Origin of the sequence: Sphingobacterium puteale, assembly GCF_050986225.1 — a bacterium.
GTDB lineage: Bacteria > Bacteroidota > Bacteroidia > Sphingobacteriales > Sphingobacteriaceae > Sphingobacterium > Sphingobacterium puteale.
Window position 1 is genome coordinate 4,373,497 of sequence record NZ_CP158959.1, and the last position, 19,443, is coordinate 4,392,939.

The window sequence follows — 19,443 nt, forward strand, 5'->3', positions numbered from 1 at the left end:
GTTATTTCCGTGATTAACATATCAAAGTCTTTGCCAAAATTTTAAGATTAAAAGTACTAACTTTAACAATTAAAAATTTTCAGGTTTGCTTGGTTACTACTAATGAGCCGTTATCTTTGTAACATAGTTAACGACTTAACTAAAATAGTTCATTTAGAATCATTTTGTATGATGTCCATCTCTTTAAATAAGAATACAAAACACTGAATATAAGATCACTGCAAAAATATTAATAATCCCAGCGGGATCACATAGGGAAAGTTAATTTACCAACTGGAACTTTACCGCCCCATCAGATAGCGTTGTCAAAAATTAGAAAACAGGTTGATCATGTTATCCGTGACTGGATTGCCGATTTTGGAATATCTGTAATTGAAGTAAGCGGCATTTTATCCAATCGAAGAGATCAGGTAATCGCTAGAATCTCAACATAGTATACGAACTATTGCTGATCAACGATTCAATTTTTGCGTGGCTGTTATAAAAGTTTAAGCGCAATTCTTTAAGGCTCACGACTGCAGAGTTATTCCAAAAGATCGTTTTTTTGTTTAGAAAACATCAGTCATCAATTGCCTTTACTCAACAAATTTAGCCCCTTAAAAAATGTAGGGAACTGTGTATCCATATGGTCGAGATTTGAATAGCTATCAAAAATCAGAGTTTCACGACCAATATTTTTATACAAGGTATCAGCGATCTCATCGAGCTTTAAGCCGTTTGGGTCAGCTGAGTTTTCAAGCCCCCCCATAAGTGATATAAACTTTTATGGGATTCGAAAAGTTTTTTTTGTACTGCCTGGTTAGGGAGAGTAAGTAATAATCGTTATAATGAAGAGAGGGACTGGCAGCAATAAATTTATTTATTTTGCTAGCTGGAGCGCTTGATCGCTTTAAAAATGAATAGAGGGTAAAATATCCCCCAAGAGAATGTCCGTAAAGTATGACATCTGTGCTATCTACTCGATAAGATCTGGAAATCCGGCCATAAAGTTCCTTATCAATAAAACTCAAAAAATGCTCAGCACCGCCACTTATACTCATTTCGTATTCCGCTTTTGCAATTGGATACGTGTAGTCGCGTTGCCGCAAAGAATCCATTACGGGGATATCTTTATAGCCAATTCCGACAAGTATTACCTGAGGAGATAAACCTACATTTCCATAATCCCGCAGTGCTTGAGCAAATATGTCAAAGTACAGATTTGCATCCAGAAGGAATATGATGGGATATTTGTTTTCCGAAATATGGTATTCCACGGACAAACTAACCTTGATTTCGAAATCATCTTTGACATTAACTGAAGTTATCTTAAAGGAATCTATTGTCAATCCTGTAGCGATGGAATCAGTCTTTCGGGATTGGCAACCAATAAATACCAAAAGAAGCGAAATAATTAAGTAAGCGAAACGGGATCTCATATTATGTTTATATTGATTAGTTTAAAAATACTTGATCCGTCTGTATATTATAGTATATTTAACATTACTTAACCAAATAACAATCAACAATTTAACAACTTCCATATCTTAAGTTCATTAAATAAAAAATTCAACGGAAGTTCATATAAATCAATCTCCTCATTTAGAAGCATTATTCTCCTATCGGATCTAGATAATTGCTTTTTAAGGTACCTTTTTTTTAAGACATCAACAGTGTATATTTTTTAGGGATTATTACAATAAAATAATGCCCTGCGTACAGTACAAAGTAATACTTAGTCAATACGGTACTTATTATGTATTTAAGCCTGCTTTTCCCATGCTTCACCACTGATAAAAAACCCCTGATTTCATGGATACTAAATCCGCATAGGTTATCGTATTTTTGATATACCAGACAAAACATAAACAGATGCACACTTCTTTCACTCTTGTTTTCACATTAATATGTGCTTTCACTTATGCACAAACTAAGCCTATAACCAATAATTTGCCTTACCCCGATTTAATTCCTGTCTTGGTAAACGATAGTCTATATGGCTACTGTGACAGTATTCTTGACATAAAACTGTCCCCTATTTACGAAAGCGCAGAACTATTTGAAGAAGATTTTAATTTCCAGATCTTCCACGTCAACAGACCCGAAATCATCAAGTATGGATCAGCTGAATATGCATGGGTTCGGCGCAACGGCGAGCGGTACCGTATCAACAAGAAGGGCGATCCGGTTTATAAATACGATGCCGCAGACTTCAAAAATGGAGAAACAATTGTGCAGCTTTTTAAAAACTCCGCGGTACATACAATAGATAAGATAGACGATAAAACGCTATTGCAACAAATAAAAAATGATCAGACCGGTCAGATCGCGTTCCCTGATAATCAGTCCATCGACGATTTTAAAGAAAAAAATAAGGCATTTATCGACGATGGAATCCGACTAATTTATTATCCTAAATTCACTGAAATACCGTACACTTATTTTTCCAATGAGCAAACGCAACTCCAGGGAATAAAAAATAAGGAAACCGGAGAAATTACGATCAAAGCAAGTTATGCCTCTATTGAAGAATACTACAATAACCGCTTACGCATTCATCAATACCCCTTGTTTGTCGCCTATCGTGGGGATCTCAATAAATACATATATGTGGGACTCAACGGGACCGAATTTGTACTGTATTCATCTCAAATAGAATAAGCACTAGATTTATAGTTTTCAAAGTTGAATCAGACACGAATTTTTTAGAAAATGCATAAAAAAAAGGCAAAAACAACAGGTTGCTATAATATCTGGCCATGTTGCTATAAAAGAATTTTTTTGCGGTTTACGGACCATTATTTTCGTAAAAAATTCACAATATGCTTAGATCATTATCCTTTTTTTTACTTTCAATTTCACTCGGCAGCAACGCCCTCGCACAAAAGCGCTATACATTATCAGGAACAATTACAGATGTGTCAACTGGTGAAACCCTGATCGGCGCTACGGTCAAACTACGCGAGCTCCCACAGTCCGGAAGCTCAAGCAATTCTTATGGCTTCTATTCCATCGCCGCGCCGGAGGGTAGATATATACTTTCCAGTTCCTATGTCGGATACAATACCCGCATCGACACAATTGAATTAAACAGGGATCAAGCTCTCAATCTTACCTTGCGGTCGCAAACCTTATTGGATGAGGTTGTGATTTCATCCGACAGACCTACCAATAAAAATGTTTCCTCGCCACAAATGGGCGTCGAAAAACTCAATATGAACCAGATCAATCAGCTTCCCGTCGTGTTGGGGGAACGCGATATTCTAAAAAGCATCACACTCATGCCTGGAATTAAAACTTCTGGTGAAGGAAATATAGGTTTTTATGTCCGTGGTGGCGGTGCTGACCAAAATTTAATTTTACTGGATGAAGCAACGGTCTATAATGCCACTCACCTACTCGGTTTTTTCTCCACATTCAATTCAGATGCCATCAAGGATGTCAGCATCTATAAGGGGGGTATGCCAGCCGAATACGGCGGCCGGTTATCTTCGGTGCTCGATGTCAAAATGAATGAGGGTAATAACAAAAAAACTACGGTTCAGGGTGGCATCGGACTAATTGCTTCCCGCATTAAGGTTGAAGGTCCGCTCGTGAAAGGCAAAGGCTCATTTATGTTATCTGCCCGTCGCACCTACATGGATCTTTTTATGAAAGCTTCTTCAGATACCACAATCAGTAAAAGTACCCTATATTTTTATGATATCAACGCAAAAGCGAACTATAGATTCAACGATAAGAATGCCATCTATCTCTCCGGATATTTCGGTAAAGATGTATTGGGACTAGAGGATATTTTCGGAACCAATTGGGGAAATGCGACCGGAACACTTCGGTTCAACCATATCTTCAACAACAAGCTGTTTTCAAATACTTCACTCGTCTATAGTAATTTTAACTATGTTGTCGAAGGCTTGGACCGTAATGATGGATTTAAAGCCACCTCAAAGATTGCTGACATCAATTTTAAGCAGGATTTCCAATATTATGCAAGCGTAGATCATAGCCTAAAATTTGGTTTACATGCAACACGTCATGATATTGCACCGGGAGATATTACGACAACGGCAAGTTCAAGTTTCAACAATAAGCATGTAGAACATCGCTTTGGTTACGAAATGGCAACATATGCCAGTGATGACTGGAAGGTAAATGACAAGTTAAATATGGCATATGGCCTCCGTTTGAGCTCGATATTACTGGTTGGCCCGGGTACATTTAGCAGTTATGACGCCACAGGTAACATCATCGCTTCTCAGCGATATAAATCAGGAGAGGTGGTACAGCATTATCTCAATTTGGAACCGCGTTTTAGCTTAAGTTATCTTCTAAATGAGCTGCAATCCATCAAGGCCTCCTACAATAGGAATACACAAAATATTCATCTCCTGACAAACTCCACTAGCTCTAGTCCGACGGATCTCTACGTCATGAGCAGCAAGAATATCAAACCTGAAATTGCTGATCAGATTTCCACAGGTTATTTCCGAAACTTCAAAGATAATGTATATGAGTTTTCTGCAGAGATCTATTACAAAAATTTACAAAACCAGATCGATTACAAAGACGCGGCACAATTACTCGTCAATCAAGACGTAGAATCCCAGCTGGTGTATGGTGTAGGCAGAGCCTATGGTGTCGAATTATTTTTGAAGAAAAAATATGGCCGTTTCAACGGTTGGGTAGGCTATACCTGGTCCAAAACCGAACGTAAATTTGATGAGATCAACGCGGGAAAATATTTTCCCGCAACGCAGGATCGTACACATGACCTTTCTCTTGTCGGGATCTATAAGCTCAATGAACAGTGGAGCTTCTCCAGTAATTTTGTCTATGGCACCGGTCGGGCTGTTACGTATCCAACAGGAAAATATAATGTCGGCGGTAATACCACCTTCTCCTATTCGGAACGCAATGCATATCGTATGCCCGCATCACATCGTTTGGATATTGCGGCTACCTTTGAAGGAAAACCGGGAAAACATTATCAATCAAGCTGGACCTTTGGAATTTACAATGTTTACGCACACAAGGACCCCTACAGAATCGCATTTAGAGATAGTAAAACAGTCGCTAATGCGACGGAAGCAGTACAAACAAGCATTTTTGGCATACCTATCCCCTCTTTTACCTGGAATTTTAAATTTTAATAAGTATTGCTACAGAGGATGAAATACTCCTATTCAGCACACAACAACACTGATAGACATAAACAGGGTAACTCCCTTATAATTTCTTAAACACAAACCGAGCATAACGAGCTCATAAAATATTTATTACAAATGAAACATACCGTTGTTATCGTCAGTATATTTTTTCTTACAGTCCTAATGTCGTCTTGTGAGAAAGTCATTGATATCCATACCAACGACGAAATAGGTCGATTGGTTATTGAAGGCTTCATCAATAACACCACATCACAGCAAGAAATAAAACTGAGCCGCAATGCTGCCTTCTCCGGCGGCAACAACTATCCCCCTGTGAGCGGTGCAACTGTCATCGTCAGGGATCAGAAACAACAGGAATATACGTTTATGGAAACTGAGTCCGGAACATATAAAGCACAGCAATTTTCAGGAATCCCCGGAGAAACATATACCATGGAAGTACGCATCGATCAGGAAAAATATCAGGCTACTTCGCGAATGCCACAAATCGTTACATTGGATTCTGTCTCGGTCGAAAATCCAAAATTCGGTGATAAGGAGAAGCGTAATATTAAAGTATTTTACAAAGATCCGGCGGATCAACTCAATCAATATAGATTTGTTGTTTTTCTAAACGACAAGCAATTGAAAGATATTTATGCCGTAAACGACGATTTCAACAATGGCAATGAAATCAGTATAACTTTGCGACCGGATGATGTGGACATTTTTCCGGGGGATCGTATCCGGGTGGAAATGCTCTGCATCGATAAAACCATATACAACTACTGGTATAGTCTAATGCAACAATCTGGTAATTCTGGTGTGACACCAAGTAATCCGCCTACAAATATCAGCCCTGTAGCACTGGGCTATTTTAGTGCGCAGACCTTTTCCGCCAGAAGTGTTCAAGTTGATTAATTTTGATGCTAATTCACAGTAAGGGTTTCGTCTTTATAGAGACATCTCTTACTGTGAAACAGTATATGGTTCTTCCCTAGCCGGCTTTTTATCTGTTGATAGTCTGCTTTTTTATACGTTCCAACAGCTCATCTTTAAAACTTGCACCTAATGGCATCTCAAAGCCTGCAATCGTCACCCAGTGATTGTCTACACTCTCTACTTTATTGAGATTGACCACAAAGGATTTATTGATCCGCACAAAATCTGTATTGGGTAGCTGGTTGAAAATGGTTTTTATATTCATCGCCACCATTAGTTTTTTATCTTTTGTGTGAATCATGACATAATCTTTCATAGCTTCAATATATTGGATTTCATTGAGCTCCAAACGAAAAAGCTTACGGTCGGCCTTGACAAAGATATGATCATTGGTTGTAGCAGGGCCTTTATCCTGCACCTTTTGTTGAAAATGGCTTGCCGCTTTATCCAATGCTTTCTTTAAGCGATCCTCAGCAATAGGTTTTAACAAATAATCCAGAGCATTTAGCTCATAGCTTTCCAAAGCATAATTGGGATATGCTGTTGTAAATATAATCTGGATATGAGGTGGAATAAATTGGGCAAAATCCCAGCCGCTTTCTTCCGGCAGATTAATATCCAAAAAAATCAAATCAAGTTGTTGTTCCTCCATCACCATTCGGGCATCCTCGGTATTACCATACATGCCCAGGCATTCCAAAAAATCATAGCCTTTCAGTAATTTTACCAGCCCCCGCCTTGCTAAAGGTTCGTCTTCAATCACAATGTATTTAATACTTAACTTGTCCATCATCTTATTATGCTCCTATTGGAATACTTAAAAACACCTTATATCTATCACCGAAATCTTCAATCTTCAAATTATATTTAGCTGGGTATAGGATTTCTAACCGCTTTTGGATATTACTCAAGCCAAGACCACCATAAGTCGCAGCCTGTATCTTTTTTTTCTTAGCGTTAACACAGCTAAAACAAATATGCTTTTCCTTAAGCGAAAAACCTATCTGAACATGTTGCCCGCCTTCCATCGCCTGATGCGCGCCATGTTTGACGACATTTTCAACAAAAGGAATAAACAAAAAAGGTGGTACCTGCAGTTGCTCCATCTGTTCGTCAATGCTAAAGTCTACTACAAATTTATCCCTACGAATGTCCTCCATAAAAAGGATATTTTTTAAAACAGCGATTTCTTTTCCAAGTTCGATCGAGTCGCCCTTTGATAGATAAAGTTGGTTTCTGAGCACATCACTAAGCTTGAGTAACACTTTGGAAGCCAACTTTGGATTCTCATCAATCAGAAAATTGATATTATTGAGCGTATTAAATAAAAAATGAGGATTAATCTGACTTTTAAGCTGCTCCAACTGAATCGTCAATGTATTGTTCTCAAACTCCTTGAATCGAATTAAGTTGACAATCCACACCTTAAACAGCTTCAAGCTACTGACCGCAGCGATAAAAACCGTCAATAAAATAACAATGATCAAATAATCTTCCCAGTCCAGATAAGACCGGTCCGGCTTTTGGATAAACCGCAGTTCCTGTCGCTCCAAATACATCAACGCTAAAAAAATAAATGTATAAGCGACCAGAAGGCTTCCAGCATAAGCCAAAAAACGACTTCTTAGCACAAAGACAGGGATTAGAATATAATGATTAATGTAAAAAAGACTCAGCAAAATCGTAATGGAAAGCAAAGTTTCGAAAAGACGCCAAAGGCTGCTTGTGGGATCTGCTTCTGCTTTTTTACTCGGCAAGAAATGAATGCCCACAATTGCCAGGATCAATAAACAATGTCGAATCCAACGATATTTTTTATCGACAACAAAATCTATAAAAAGACTGTTTTCGTAACCGATGATTACCTGTGAATTTTTCATGTCAACGATCCATCAAAAGATATTTATTCCATGCAATCCGTCGTCCACCTAAACGAATATCACCTCCCATATGCTTTTTTCTATTTTATCCTATTTTCTTTTAGCCAAAGCAACATAAAATCTTTACATCAAAACAAAGATAAAAAACTGTAAATCTATCTATTACAACGCAAAAAAACTTCACAACACACAAAAAGGAGCAACTGATATGACAAGGCTACAACTGCATGCAAGTTTTAAAAATAGCCATAACTCCCAACATTTCAAAATGCGTTTTTCTATGATACCTGACTTAGGTCTCGCCTCCTACACTATTCCATACCTGGGCTGCACTGATAAAAATTTTCTCTTCAGGGCTGTCGTGCAGCAGTACAGCATTTATTTTGTTAACTTTAGCCATTATGGTTGGAAATCAACCAGTCAACACAGACGACATTCAGAGAAATTAAGATGGAAAAGCTGCTATCCGAAATGAACAGATACTTCCCGCTCAGCGAGCAGACGATGGCGGCATTGAGAAAGATCTGTCAGCCTAAAAGCTTTAAGAAAAATGAGCTGATCTTACGCGCTGGCGATTATGCAAAATATTATTACTTCGTAAACACAGGGTTATTAGGCTATTATAAATTAGACACAGCAGGTAATATTATTTACAAATTATTTTTTGAAGAAAACAGCTTTTGTGCATCTACAGCAGCTATCATTGAAGAAAAACCAAGTAATTTCAATATTGTTGCCCTTGAAGATGTGCTGTTGATGCAATATTCAGCAAGAATTTTCCGTGAACTGGTGGTACAACACCATGATTTAGCACTCTTCCAAATCGCCTATCTGGAAAAAAACTGGGTAGTAAAAAAAGAGCCACTTGAAATCACTCTGAAATGGGAATCTGCTAAAGAACGTTACCTTGAGCTCTACAACAATCAATCTCTCTTTAAACGCCTCAAACAACACCATATCGCTTCATACCTTGGTGTGACCCCTACCCAGCTAAGTCGTATTCGTAAAGAATTAAAACAATAATTCCATCAACATTTGTACATGTTTTTAAACAATATCCTTGAGAATTTTGCAGTATAAATAAATTCTTAAGCAATGAAAATAGGAATCACCTTTCTCTTGTTGGCACTCTACTGCTCCGTTAGTGCCCAACACAACATCCATCGGAAAGTCTACAGTACCAAAATGCATAAAAATGTAGATGTGATCATCGTAACGCCTGATATCCAAAAAGATGTACGTTATAAAACCGTGTATATCTTACATGGTTACAGTGGCAATCCCATGAGAACAATTGAACAGGATATTCCTGATTTATCTCAAAAAGCAATTGAATTCCAAACGATTTATATTATCCCGGATGGAAATTATAACTCATGGTATGTAGATAGTCCCTTGAATGCACAGCTGCAATACAGTACCTTTATCGGAGATGAGCTAATCCGTTATATCGATCTGCACTTTCCCACACAGGAAAATAGAAATGCAAGAGGCTTACTCGGTTGGAGCATGGGGGGATTTGGTGCTTTACATATCGGTGTTGCTTATCCCAAAGTCTTTTCCATCATCGGTAGCTCCTGTGGCGCCATTGATTTTAACCACTTTGGCAAAGGATATCAAGATTACCAAGTTGACAAGGTACTCGGCGAGTTAGAAGAGCTATCCCCAAGTTTCCGAATCTATAACAATGTGGATAAAATGATCCATAATGAGCAGCGATATATACTGGATTGCGGCACTGAAGATATCCAAATGCTGGAAATGAACCGATCCTTGCACCAACAGCTAACAGACAAAAATATAGAGCATCTGTACATAGAGTCTCCCGGGGCACACGATTCCGCTTATTGGCACAAATCGCTAGTCAATCAATTGGTCCTGTTTCAAAATTATTTTGGCCATGAAGGATTATAAATCTATTCTTTACGTCGCCGCGGGGGCCTGCAGCTACGGTTTGCTCGCTACACTCGTCAAATATGCCAATAAGCTAGGGATTCATACTAGCGTATTGACTTTTTTGCAATTCTTGATAGGATTCCTGTTTTTGCTGGGATTCAATTATTTTTCAAAATCAAAAATACAGGAACAGGCAAACCTGACCGTAAAATTAAAACTAACTGCCTGGGGAATGTCTCTCGGATTGACATCAACACTGTATTACCTTGCCATACAATATATACCTGTATCTGTGGGAATTATCCTACTCATGCAATCCATTTGGATAAGCTTAATAGTTGAAGCGCTAATCAGAAAAAAAATGCCTTCAAAAGCAAAAATAATAGGTGTTATCACCGTCTTATTGGGAACCGCTCTTTCAACCGATATCTTATCAGAAACAAAGGCCTTGGACACAAGAGGCCTCTTACTCGGCTTTGGGGCCGGCATCAGTTATGCCGTTGCCATTTTTTCATCCAGCAATATCGCCAATCAGCTATCAAGTCCTGTCCGAAGCCTGTTTTTGGTACTCGGTGGGCTCCTCCTGATCATTATTTTCTGGAATATACAAATTGTTCAGCAGATGACGCTGAAAGCCTTACCTTGGGGACTGATCATCGCCTTGTTTGGTACAGTTCTTCCCCCCCTATTCTTTACGCGGGGTATTCCCAGGACCGGTATCGCTTTGGGAAATATCATTTCCAGCCTGGAGATTCCCATATCTACCATCTCCGCGGTCTTATTACTGCACGAAACCGTCTCAGGGATTCAGTGGGTCGGCATAGTGCTTATCCTACTTGCTGTCACTGTTATCAATCTCCGAAAATAATGGCAAAGGATGCTCCATGTTGTTTTTCAAGATAAGCACATCGAGGATCTTTTTCAGTGCTGAAGCACGTTTTATTCGCGCCTGTCAGTACTTCTACCTATCACAGTACTGCGGGGACGTCCCTCTGGTGATCAAAACATTGACACCTGACGAAGCCGATCTTGTCTCAAAAAATAAAAAACAGGATTTGGTCGAATGTGAACTGCAAGATACTGTAAATGATTTCTTAAATGGTGATTTCTACGGCTCACCATATCCTGTGGCCAAAAATATCCGCGTAAAGTCCGGCGGAATCAGAGACAGCTTTAGCCGCAGGTATGTAACAAGAAAATCCTTTAGAGCCGGTCAGGACAGCCATTGGCCGATTCCGCAAAATGAAATTGATATCAATCCAAATTTAAAATAGTATATTGGGATCTGTCGTTTTAATGATGGATTCTTATCAACGTATTTGTACAATATGAAAAAGACCTTATTTCTTACCATTCTTCTTTCCTCAAGTCTGGCGATAACCCTGCCCGCGACCTCACTGGCCCAAAAAATAAGTAAACCGAACGTCATCTATATTTACGCCGATGATCTTGGTTTCGGTGATTTGAGCAGCTATGGCGCCAAACAGATTGAAACACCTCACTTGGATAAATTGGCCCAAAACGGCACACGCTTTACCAATGCACATAGTACCTCTGCAACCTGTACTCCCTCCCGTTTTGCGTTGATAACAGGGACCTATCCCTGGCGCCAGGATGGAACCGGGATTCTGCCCGGTGACGCCAAACTGATTGTCCCGACAGACAAAATTACACTGCCCAAAGTCTTTAAAAATGCAGGTTATGCTACAGCAATTGTCGGTAAATGGCATATGGGACTTGGTAACGAAGTCAAAAAAGATTGGAATGCAGCCATCAAACCTGGCCCTAACGATGTCGGGTTTGATTATTCTTTTATCTTTCCCGCAACAGCAGATCGAGTTCCGACCGTATTCTTAGAAAATGATCAGGTTGTTGCGACCGAAGCAAACGACCCTATCCTGGTCGATTATGAGAGAAAAATAGGCAATGATCCAACGGGAAAAGAACATCCAGAATTACTCAAAATGCAATCTTCCCCCGGTCAAGGCCACAACCAGACAATTGTCAATGGCATCGGACGAATTGGTTACATGAGCGGCGGTACGCGTGCTCGCTGGGTAGACGAAGAAGTTTCCACAACCTTTCTACATAAAGCACAGGACTTTATTGCACAACATCAGAATAAACCTTTTTTTCTTTACTTCTGTTTGACAGAGCCCCATGTACCCCGTATGCCAGCCACACAGTTTAGAGGCAAAAGCAAGCTCGGTTACCGCGGTGATGCCATTCTCCAATTGGATTGGACGGTCGGACAGATCCACCAGCAATTACAGCTACTGGGAATGGACAAAAACACCATTATTATCTTCAGCAGCGACAATGGTCCTGTACTAGATGATGGCTATGTGGACGGTGCAGTGGCTCAACTCAATGGACATCAGCCCGCAGGACCGCTCAGAGGTGGTAAATATAGCATCTTTGAAGGCGGAACACGCGTACCGTTTATCGTCAGTGGGCAAGGGATTGCCAAAGGCAAAGTGTCCAATGCACTGATCAGTCAGATGGATCTGTTGGCAACAAGTGCACAACTTGTAGGCGTAAGATTAAAAGCCGACGAAGCAAAAGACAGCAAGGCTTTATTAAAAACCTTAACCGGTGAAAACCCCAAAGGGCGCAGCACCATGGTTCAGCATGCCCAAACCCTTGCCATTGTCAAGGACGACTGGAAATATATCGCGCCAAGTAAAGGTATCCCCTATATGAAATTGACGGATACCGAAACCGGAAATCTCCCCGAAGATCAATTGTATGACCTTAAAAATGATATTGGAGAGAAAAACAATGTTGCAGCTAAATATCCCGAAAAAGTGACCGAGTTAAAACAGTTATTGGAAGAAGAGCAAAAAAAATGAAAAGCAGATAGGTTTTGCTATTTTCCTATTACCCAAGAGCCACCTATGCTGGTATGATTACTTACTTGGATGATCAGGTAGGCCTGATCATGAAACGTATCCAATCGTTGGGTCTAGTTGATACCATTATCCTATTCTCCAGTGACAATGGCCCAGGTTTCAATGGCGGTAGCATTTTGGAAGGCCCGGAAACCGAAGAAATCTGCAAAGCACTGGATACTACGCCTTCAAAAATCTACTATGCCCGTTCTAAGGCACTACAGGCCTTATAAGAACGTTTCAAATCTAAGAATTTTGAATATCTGCTCCTGATTTCAATGTCTATTTTACATACCCTCAAAAACTAAGCAGATCGCTTATCTATTGAATCCACTACCATTAAGATAAAAATACACTAAAAGAAGACAAGCACTTGTAAAACAATGATTTACTTTAAAATAAAAAAGCTTAGCATCCGGTCGGGCGACCTGCTAAGCTTTTATAAATACCTCTTTGTAAGAGGCAATCAACCTAAACCTATCACAAAGATAGTGCTTCCAATGATATAAACAAAAATTTTGTAATATTTTTTTTCAACTCCCATAAATTTGTTTTGGCATAGCTATGACAAAAGGAATAGTAAGTGTACATTATACACACAATCTTTTTACTATTTCTAATAAGCCCTTATTTACCATACCCTATTAATGCCGTTTCTATTACAGTATTTATCTTGGTCATGAATTATGTTTACAATAGATTATTCTGTCATTCATGCGTCTATTTTGTTCACAAAAACAATGTTTCCTTTGATTATTTAGTAACTTTGATTCAATCAAAATTTTATTACATGTTTACCGGAATCATAGAAACCTTAGGAAAAATCGAACATATTGAACATGAAAAAAGCAACATCCACTTTTATGTCAGCTCCTCGATCTCCAATGAACTTAAAATTGATCAGAGTGTAAGCCATAACGGTGTATGTCTAACGGTTGTCGGATTGGATGATCAGGTACACAAGGTAACAGCGATAGATGAAACCTTGCAAAAAACCAATCTGGCACAGTTGAAAATCGGAGATCTGGTTAACATTGAACGATGTACTTTAGCTGGCGGAAGATTTGACGGACATATCGTCCAGGGGCACGTCGATCAGACCGCCACCTGTATCAAGAAGACAGATGAAAACGGTAGTTTTATTTTTACTTTTCAATACGATCCCAACAAGCTGAATATCACGGTAGAGAAAGGATCCATCACCGTTAATGGTATCAGTTTGACTGTGGTCGATTCCCATGATGACCGATTTTCCGTGGCGATCATTCCGTACACCCTCGAACACACCAATCTTCAACGAGTCGAAGTAGGCTCGACAGTCAATATCGAATTTGATATTATTGGAAAATACGTCACAAAAATTATGGCGATGCGCGGCTAATTCAGCCCGAGCAATACTTACATGGATTAATATCAAATAATGCATATGTCCATGTAAGTGTCTGATAAGTGTCAAGATAATTGAGAAGAACAGTAAAAAATTTGCTAGCGCCCTTATTTATGAGCAGTCCAAATAGGGTTTTACTCCAGATAATGTCCCTGACGGATAAGAAGTGCACGATATTTATTAAAGACGCTGGATTTGGATACAAAGCCCATATATTTGTTTTCATCCCCAAGCACAGGTAATATCCATGTGTCGTCCTTGTTCATCTTAGCCATGACTATTTCCATATTCTCATTGATCCCAACGGTATCATTTGGCTTCTGTGCCAATTTTTCAAATGGGGTATCCCCCCCTTCTACCTCTCCTAGCAGAACCGAAAAAAGAAACTCACTATAGAGAAGCCCAATAAATTTACCTTCATGGCTCACCACGGGGAAAATATTGCGTTTGCTATGGATGATATCTGTCTGTCGGCTTTTGGGTGTTTCATCGGGTCGCAAAATGACAAAATTAGTTTCCAGAACATATTTAATCCGCATCATACTCAGTACAGAGCGGTCCTTGTCTTCGTACGAAATTAAGTCACCCGACTCAGCCAATACTTTCGTATAGATCGAATGTTTCAATACAGCGCGGTTAATCAGATAGGAAATTGAACAGACCAGCATCAAGGGTACCATCAGCGTATAGCCGCCGGTCACTTCTGCGATCAGGAAGATACCCGTTAACGGTGCATGCATAATACCGCTCAGCGCACCCGCCATACCAGCAACCACAAAATTCGGCACATTTAATTCCGCTATTCCGGTCAAATTTATACCGTAGGAAAAGGCAAACCCCAATAGCCCGCCCATCACCAGACTCGGTCCGAACACTCCCCCGTTCCCACCTCCATTCAACGTAAACAATGCAGCAAAAGATTTTCCAAATAAAGTCAGAACTGTATAGCCCAGCACCACCATGCCCATGTCTTTATAATCAGAAAACAAACTGTTTTTTACAATCGAGTTAAATTGTCCATTGAGAATCTGCTGGATCGTAATATAGCCTTCACCATAAAGAGCCGGAAAGACAAAAATCATAAGTCCCAGGGATATACCGCTTACCCAAACTTTGTTGTATGGGTTTTTTATTCTTGAAAACCATTTTCCTACCGTACTGGAGACACGGGCAAAATAGATTGTATACAAGCCAATCAATACCGCCAATAACAAATAAAATAGCAACGCTGAGATCTGCCAGTCCGAATTGAATGTACTGAATAAAGGTTCACTGTACAGAAGCCGCGATACGACCGAAGCAAGCGCCGAAGAAATCAAAAGTGGAATAAAAACTGGAATGGAGAATTCGGGAAGCAATATTTCTATCGCAAAGATCATTCCCGCCAAGGGACTGTTAAATGCGCCCGAAATTCCCGCCGCCGCCCCACAGGCCAAAAGCATGGTAACCTCCTTGTATTGCAGGCCAAAAAAGCGGGCAATATTGGAACCAATTGACGAACCGCCTAAAGCAACCGGAGCTTCCAATCCACAAGATCCTCCAAAACCTACCGTAATTGCTGAAGTGACAACCTGTGAATAGATATTGCTTGGATCCAATCGGCTACCCTTGCGGCTGATGGCATAGATAATGGGTGTAATTCCATGTTCCATCTTCTTACCCTTCAAAAATTTCCGGACAAAAAACACGCTCAATAATATCCCAATTAATGGGAAAATCAAATAAACGGAATACTTAACCTTCCAGTCAATATCATCCTGAATTGTCGCCGCAATAAAATGCGTTAGTCTTTTTAAAACAGACGCCATCAGCCCACCAACAATACCAACTAAAAAGGCTAAGAGAATAATAAAGTTTCTGTTCGAAACTTTTCTCATCCGCCATTGATTGATCTGATCTATCTTCTTAAAAAAACGTACACTGAGATTTGCCATGTCTTCTTATTGAAAGCTCAACACTTCCTTTTTCTTTTTTGTTTTGAATTTATCGGGTACCACTGCTAATATTTCTTTTTCCAATGCCTGGATTGCATGTCGTTTAACATAATTCTGAGTCGTAACCAAAGATATTTCCCGCACAGGCTCCGGTGATTTGAAATACCGGATCTTATCCAGCTGCTCGTCCACGTAATCCGAGATTGATAGCTCAGGCAATATTGTTATACCATCATTGATATCCACCATTCTTTTGAGGGTTTCAACGCTGCCGGTATTATATTCAAAACGTCCGGAGAGATCCTGATTATGTTTATGATGACAGATATTGAGCACCTGCCCACGCATACAATGTCCTTCATTGAGCAACCAGAGCTTGTCATCAGCAATATCATCACCACTTAACACTTTTTTTGAAAACAAGGGACTATTTTCAGAGATATAAGCGACAAAATTTTCATAAAATAAAGGTGATTCCAGTATGCCCGGATCATTTAACGGTGTCGAAAGTACACCACAATCCAAAAGACCAACTTTCAGTTCATGAACTATACGTTCGGTCGTATATTCCCAGATCTGCAATTGTAGCTTAGGGTACTTTTCCATAAAAGTTGTCAGTACTTTGGGCAGCAAATATGGCGCAATTGTCGGAATAACCCCAACTTTTAACGTTCCCTCGATCTCGCCCTTTTTATCTTGTACAATCTCATTGATCTTCCGGCTCTCGGTCAAGACCAATCTAGCCTGGAGAATGATTTTCTCTCCAATTTCAGTAGGCACGACAGGCTGGCGGCTCCGGTCAAAGATTTTGGCTCCCAACGATTCCTCCAGTTTCTGGATCTGCATACTTAATGTCGGTTGTGTCACAAAACACTTTTCAGCTGCAGCGACAAAACTACGATAAGTATCAACAGCAATGATATATTCCAATTGGATTAAGGTCATGTTAAAATCTTTAAAGCGCAAAATTACGAATACTCCTGTAAAACGATGGCAAATACACAATATTTAAGGCTTGACCATTGCCCGCGCTATCATATAATACAATAAATACCTTGCCAAAAAGCTGTAATTGTTCTGCAATTATGACAATAGTTGACAGAAAAGTCGAATCATCAAAAAGCTTTTCTTAATTTTGGAGATTTACAACAGTTGACATTTAAGAATCCTATGAAGTTTAAACATCATACTACAATTGCATTGGCACTATTGTTATCCGCTACAAATGTCCCACTTGGTAAAGCAAATCCAGACGAAGGGATGTATCCGTTGAGTGACCTGAATAGAGCCGGATTAAAAAAAGCCGGACTAAAGATCAATGAAAAGGACATTTACAATCCCGGTCAAGTTGGACTGGTGGACGCTTTGGTTCAGGTCAGCGGATGTACTGGATCTTTCGTTTCCAATCGCGGCTTGATCATTACCAATCATCACTGTGCGTTTTCAGCCGTTCAATTGGCCAGTACTGCCATCAACAATTATCTTAAAAATGGTTTTGTGGCACAAAATCAGGAACAGGAGATTGAAGCAAAAGGATTAAAAATAAGAATTACAGATTCGTACGAAGATGTATCGGCTAAAATATTAAATGCTGTAGCTAATATCAGTGATCCGGTCGAACGCATTAATACGATCAAAAGAAAACAAGAAGAACTTGTTAGACAGGCCGAAAAAGAAGATCCAACGATCAAAGCCGAAGTCTCCGAAATGTTCATCGGCAAGAGTTACGTACTGTTTCGCTACAAAACGATCGAAGATGTTCGTTTGGTGTATATTCCACGTCAAAATATTGGTGAGTTTGGAGGTGAAACCGACAATTGGGTATGGCCACGCCATACAGGCGACTATTCATTCCTTCGAGCCTACGTTGGTAAAGATGGAAAATCGGCGTCCTTTTCGAAAGATAATGTGCCTTACCAGCCAAAAAAACACCTGAAAGTCAATCCAAATGGCGTGAATGAAAATGATTTCACCTTTATCTTGGGTTATCCGGGGAAAACATTCCGACACCGTCCCGCACAGTATATCAAATACCAACAAGATTATTTATTACCCTATGTTTCTAACCTGTACGATTTCCAGAATAGGCAAATGGAAGAAGCAGGCAAAGACAATACGGATATCGCACTCTCTCTCGCAACACGGATCAAACGTAACGCCAATGTACTCAAGAATTACCGCGGTAAGCTAAAAGGACTGCGTGGTATAGACCTTCTCTCAACCAAAAAGCAAGAAGATGAGGCCCTGGCAGCATTTATTTTAAGCAAACCCGAACTTAAAGATAAGTATGGCAATCTGTTAAACGATATCGCTGCCTACTACAGGCTCAGTGATCAAGATGCGCTGAAAGAGCTCTGGATTAACAATATTTATAACAGCACCAGTTTACTGAAAGTTGCCCGGGACCTGAATACCTTAAAAGTTGCAATGATTAAAGAGCGATCTTCACAAACAGCCAAGCAGTTGTTTGATTACAATGTTGAACAGCTTAAAAAGAGCATTCAGGAGACTTATGAAAGCTACAACAAACAAGCCGACGAACGTATTTTTGGGAAAATGCTCGCCGACGCTGCTGCTTTCCGGGATAAAAATCAGATTATGGCAGTTCAAAAGCTTCAATTGGACACCGAATCGGCCAATAACTATGCGACGCAAATCATCAATGGTAGTAAATTAACTGATCAAAACTATATTTTAAATACAGTTTTGGCCAATGCAAGCGCCTTACAACAATTTGATGACAAGCTATTGAATTTTCAAAACGAACTGGACAATGATATTGTCATCTTCGCTGCCGAACAGAAAAGACGTGAAGGGGTTTTGAATAAACTGATGGGTGACTATGTCGCTGTAAAGGAAATCTTTCAGGCCAAAAACTTCGTTCCGGATGCCAATTCCACCCTGCGTTTGACCTATGGGCACATCAAGGGATATGCTCCTGCAGATGCCACCTATATGAAGCCTTTCACGACCATTGAAGGAATTATTCAAAAAGGAAACCTCGGTCTGCCCGAATTTGACTATCCGCAGGAAATCAAGACTGCTTATCTCAATAAAAACTTCGGTCCATACCTCAAGAAAGACTTGGGATCGGTTCCTGTCAATATACTGTATGATATGGATACAACGGGCGGTAACTCCGGCTCCCCCATCATGAACGCAAATGGTGAGTTGATAGGTGTAAACTTTGACCGTGCTTACGATGCCACAATAAACGATTTTGCTTGGAATGAACGCTATAGCCGATCTATTGGTGTGGATATCCGTTATGTGCTCTGGGTCGCTGACAAAATTGATAATGCAAATTTTATCTTAAAGGAAATGGGTATATAACCATAACCACACACTGCGAAGGCCCCCCTGCAATAAAAAAGCATCTGAATCAAA

16 protein-coding genes are annotated in these 19,443 nt (G+C 39.8%); 11 read left to right on the forward strand and 5 right to left on the reverse strand.

Annotated elements, in window-relative coordinates; all coding sequences use genetic code 11:
* Positions 1-734: 734 nt before the first annotated feature.
* The gene (locus ABTV71_RS18745) at positions 735-1,418 is read right to left on the reverse strand and encodes an alpha/beta hydrolase (RefSeq protein WP_433900671.1); all 684 of its coding nucleotides are present in this window, start codon (positions 1,416-1,418) and stop codon (positions 735-737) included.
* A 433-nt stretch (positions 1,419-1,851) separates the two neighbouring features.
* On the opposite strand from ABTV71_RS18745, the gene ABTV71_RS18750 reads away from it, so the two are divergent.
* From ABTV71_RS18750 to ABTV71_RS18760, 3 genes are all read left to right on the forward strand, one after another.
* Positions 1,852-2,640: a hypothetical protein gene (locus ABTV71_RS18750; RefSeq protein ID WP_433900672.1), complete on the forward strand. Its 789-nt coding sequence runs from the start codon at positions 1,852-1,854 to the stop codon at positions 2,638-2,640.
* 161 nt (positions 2,641-2,801) lie between these two features.
* Positions 2,802-5,129, forward strand: coding sequence for a TonB-dependent receptor (locus tag ABTV71_RS18755; RefSeq protein ID WP_433900673.1), 2,328 nt, complete (start codon positions 2,802-2,804; stop codon positions 5,127-5,129).
* A gap of 132 nt (positions 5,130-5,261) precedes the next feature.
* Positions 5,262-6,047, forward strand: coding sequence for a DUF4249 domain-containing protein (locus ABTV71_RS18760; RefSeq protein ID WP_433900674.1), 786 nt, complete (start codon positions 5,262-5,264; stop codon positions 6,045-6,047).
* Between the two features lie 88 nt (positions 6,048-6,135).
* Here the strand turns inward: ABTV71_RS18760 and ABTV71_RS18765 are convergent, their stop codons facing one another.
* Positions 6,136-6,861, reverse strand: a complete 726-nt coding sequence (locus ABTV71_RS18765) for a LytR/AlgR family response regulator transcription factor (RefSeq protein WP_433900675.1) — start codon at positions 6,859-6,861, stop codon at positions 6,136-6,138.
* A gap of 4 nt (positions 6,862-6,865) precedes the next feature.
* Positions 6,866-7,948 (reverse strand): sensor histidine kinase, encoded by a 1,083-nt coding sequence (locus ABTV71_RS18770; RefSeq protein ID WP_121123532.1) that lies wholly within the window; start codon positions 7,946-7,948, stop codon positions 6,866-6,868.
* A gap of 450 nt (positions 7,949-8,398) precedes the next feature.
* Here ABTV71_RS18770 and ABTV71_RS18775 point away from each other — a divergent pair, with 450 nt between their 5' ends.
* The 7 genes from ABTV71_RS18775 (at position 8,399) to ABTV71_RS18805 (ending at position 14,116) form a co-directional block, all read left to right on the forward strand.
* A complete protein-coding gene (locus tag ABTV71_RS18775) occupies positions 8,399-8,971 on the forward strand; it encodes a Crp/Fnr family transcriptional regulator (protein ID WP_433900676.1) in 573 nt (190 codons plus the stop codon).
* A gap of 72 nt (positions 8,972-9,043) precedes the next feature.
* Positions 9,044-9,862, forward strand: coding sequence for an alpha/beta hydrolase (locus tag ABTV71_RS18780; protein WP_121123534.1), 819 nt, complete (start codon positions 9,044-9,046; stop codon positions 9,860-9,862).
* Positions 9,849-10,712, forward strand: a complete 864-nt coding sequence (locus ABTV71_RS18785; protein WP_433900677.1) for a DMT family transporter — start codon at positions 9,849-9,851, stop codon at positions 10,710-10,712. The genes ABTV71_RS18780 and ABTV71_RS18785 overlap by 14 nt, the downstream gene beginning before the upstream one ends.
* A gap of 16 nt (positions 10,713-10,728) precedes the next feature.
* On the forward strand, positions 10,729-11,118 hold the full coding sequence (locus tag ABTV71_RS18790; RefSeq protein ID WP_433900678.1) for a hypothetical protein: 390 nt from the start codon (positions 10,729-10,731) through the stop codon (positions 11,116-11,118).
* A gap of 54 nt (positions 11,119-11,172) precedes the next feature.
* On the forward strand, positions 11,173-12,696 hold the full coding sequence (locus tag ABTV71_RS18795) for a sulfatase-like hydrolase/transferase (RefSeq protein ID WP_433900679.1): 1,524 nt from the start codon (positions 11,173-11,175) through the stop codon (positions 12,694-12,696).
* A gap of 14 nt (positions 12,697-12,710) precedes the next feature.
* Positions 12,711-12,968 (forward strand): sulfatase-like hydrolase/transferase, encoded by a 258-nt coding sequence (locus tag ABTV71_RS18800; RefSeq protein WP_245971299.1) that lies wholly within the window; start codon positions 12,711-12,713, stop codon positions 12,966-12,968.
* A 557-nt stretch (positions 12,969-13,525) separates the two neighbouring features.
* Positions 13,526-14,116, forward strand: coding sequence for a riboflavin synthase (locus ABTV71_RS18805; protein WP_121123544.1), 591 nt, complete (start codon positions 13,526-13,528; stop codon positions 14,114-14,116).
* 140 nt (positions 14,117-14,256) lie between these two features.
* On the opposite strand, the gene ABTV71_RS18810 is transcribed toward ABTV71_RS18805, so the two are convergent.
* Positions 14,257-16,056: a chloride channel protein gene (locus tag ABTV71_RS18810; protein WP_121123546.1), complete on the reverse strand. Its 1,800-nt coding sequence runs from the start codon at positions 16,054-16,056 to the stop codon at positions 14,257-14,259.
* 6 nt (positions 16,057-16,062) lie between these two features.
* Positions 16,063-17,001: a hydrogen peroxide-inducible genes activator gene (locus ABTV71_RS18815; RefSeq protein WP_104381078.1), complete on the reverse strand. Its 939-nt coding sequence runs from the start codon at positions 16,999-17,001 to the stop codon at positions 16,063-16,065.
* A 225-nt stretch (positions 17,002-17,226) separates the two neighbouring features.
* On the opposite strand from ABTV71_RS18815, the gene ABTV71_RS18820 reads away from it, so the two are divergent.
* Positions 17,227-19,389, forward strand: a complete 2,163-nt coding sequence (locus ABTV71_RS18820) for a S46 family peptidase (RefSeq protein ID WP_433900680.1) — start codon at positions 17,227-17,229, stop codon at positions 19,387-19,389.
* Positions 19,390-19,443 lie beyond the last annotated feature (54 nt).

Excerpts from the sequence above, each read along its gene's own strand:
- ABTV71_RS18815 (WP_104381078.1), bottom strand. The coding sequence starts at position 17,001 with ATGACCTTAATCCAATTGGAATATATCATTGCTGTTGATACTTATCGT.
- ABTV71_RS18810 (WP_121123546.1), bottom strand. The coding sequence starts at position 16,056 with ATGGCAAATCTCAGTGTACGTTTTTTTAAGAAGATAGATCAGATCAAT.
- ABTV71_RS18805 (WP_121123544.1), top strand. The coding sequence starts at position 13,526 with ATGTTTACCGGAATCATAGAAACCTTAGGAAAAATCGAACATATTGAA.
- ABTV71_RS18795 (WP_433900679.1), top strand. The coding sequence starts at position 11,173 with ATGAAAAAGACCTTATTTCTTACCATTCTTCTTTCCTCAAGTCTGGCG.
- ABTV71_RS18770 (WP_121123532.1), bottom strand. The coding sequence starts at position 7,948 with ATGAAAAATTCACAGGTAATCATCGGTTACGAAAACAGTCTTTTTATA.
- ABTV71_RS18775 (WP_433900676.1), top strand. The coding sequence starts at position 8,399 with ATGGAAAAGCTGCTATCCGAAATGAACAGATACTTCCCGCTCAGCGAG.
- ABTV71_RS18790 (WP_433900678.1), top strand. The coding sequence starts at position 10,729 with ATGTTGTTTTTCAAGATAAGCACATCGAGGATCTTTTTCAGTGCTGAA.
- ABTV71_RS18755 (WP_433900673.1), top strand. The coding sequence starts at position 2,802 with ATGCTTAGATCATTATCCTTTTTTTTACTTTCAATTTCACTCGGCAGC.
- ABTV71_RS18760 (WP_433900674.1), top strand. The coding sequence starts at position 5,262 with ATGAAACATACCGTTGTTATCGTCAGTATATTTTTTCTTACAGTCCTA.
- ABTV71_RS18780 (WP_121123534.1), top strand. The coding sequence starts at position 9,044 with ATGAAAATAGGAATCACCTTTCTCTTGTTGGCACTCTACTGCTCCGTT.
- ABTV71_RS18750 (WP_433900672.1), top strand. The coding sequence starts at position 1,852 with ATGCACACTTCTTTCACTCTTGTTTTCACATTAATATGTGCTTTCACT.
- ABTV71_RS18820 (WP_433900680.1), top strand. The coding sequence starts at position 17,227 with ATGAAGTTTAAACATCATACTACAATTGCATTGGCACTATTGTTATCC.
- ABTV71_RS18785 (WP_433900677.1), top strand. The coding sequence starts at position 9,849 with ATGAAGGATTATAAATCTATTCTTTACGTCGCCGCGGGGGCCTGCAGC.
- ABTV71_RS18745 (WP_433900671.1), bottom strand. The coding sequence starts at position 1,418 with ATGAGATCCCGTTTCGCTTACTTAATTATTTCGCTTCTTTTGGTATTT.
- ABTV71_RS18765 (WP_433900675.1), bottom strand. The coding sequence starts at position 6,861 with ATGATGGACAAGTTAAGTATTAAATACATTGTGATTGAAGACGAACCT.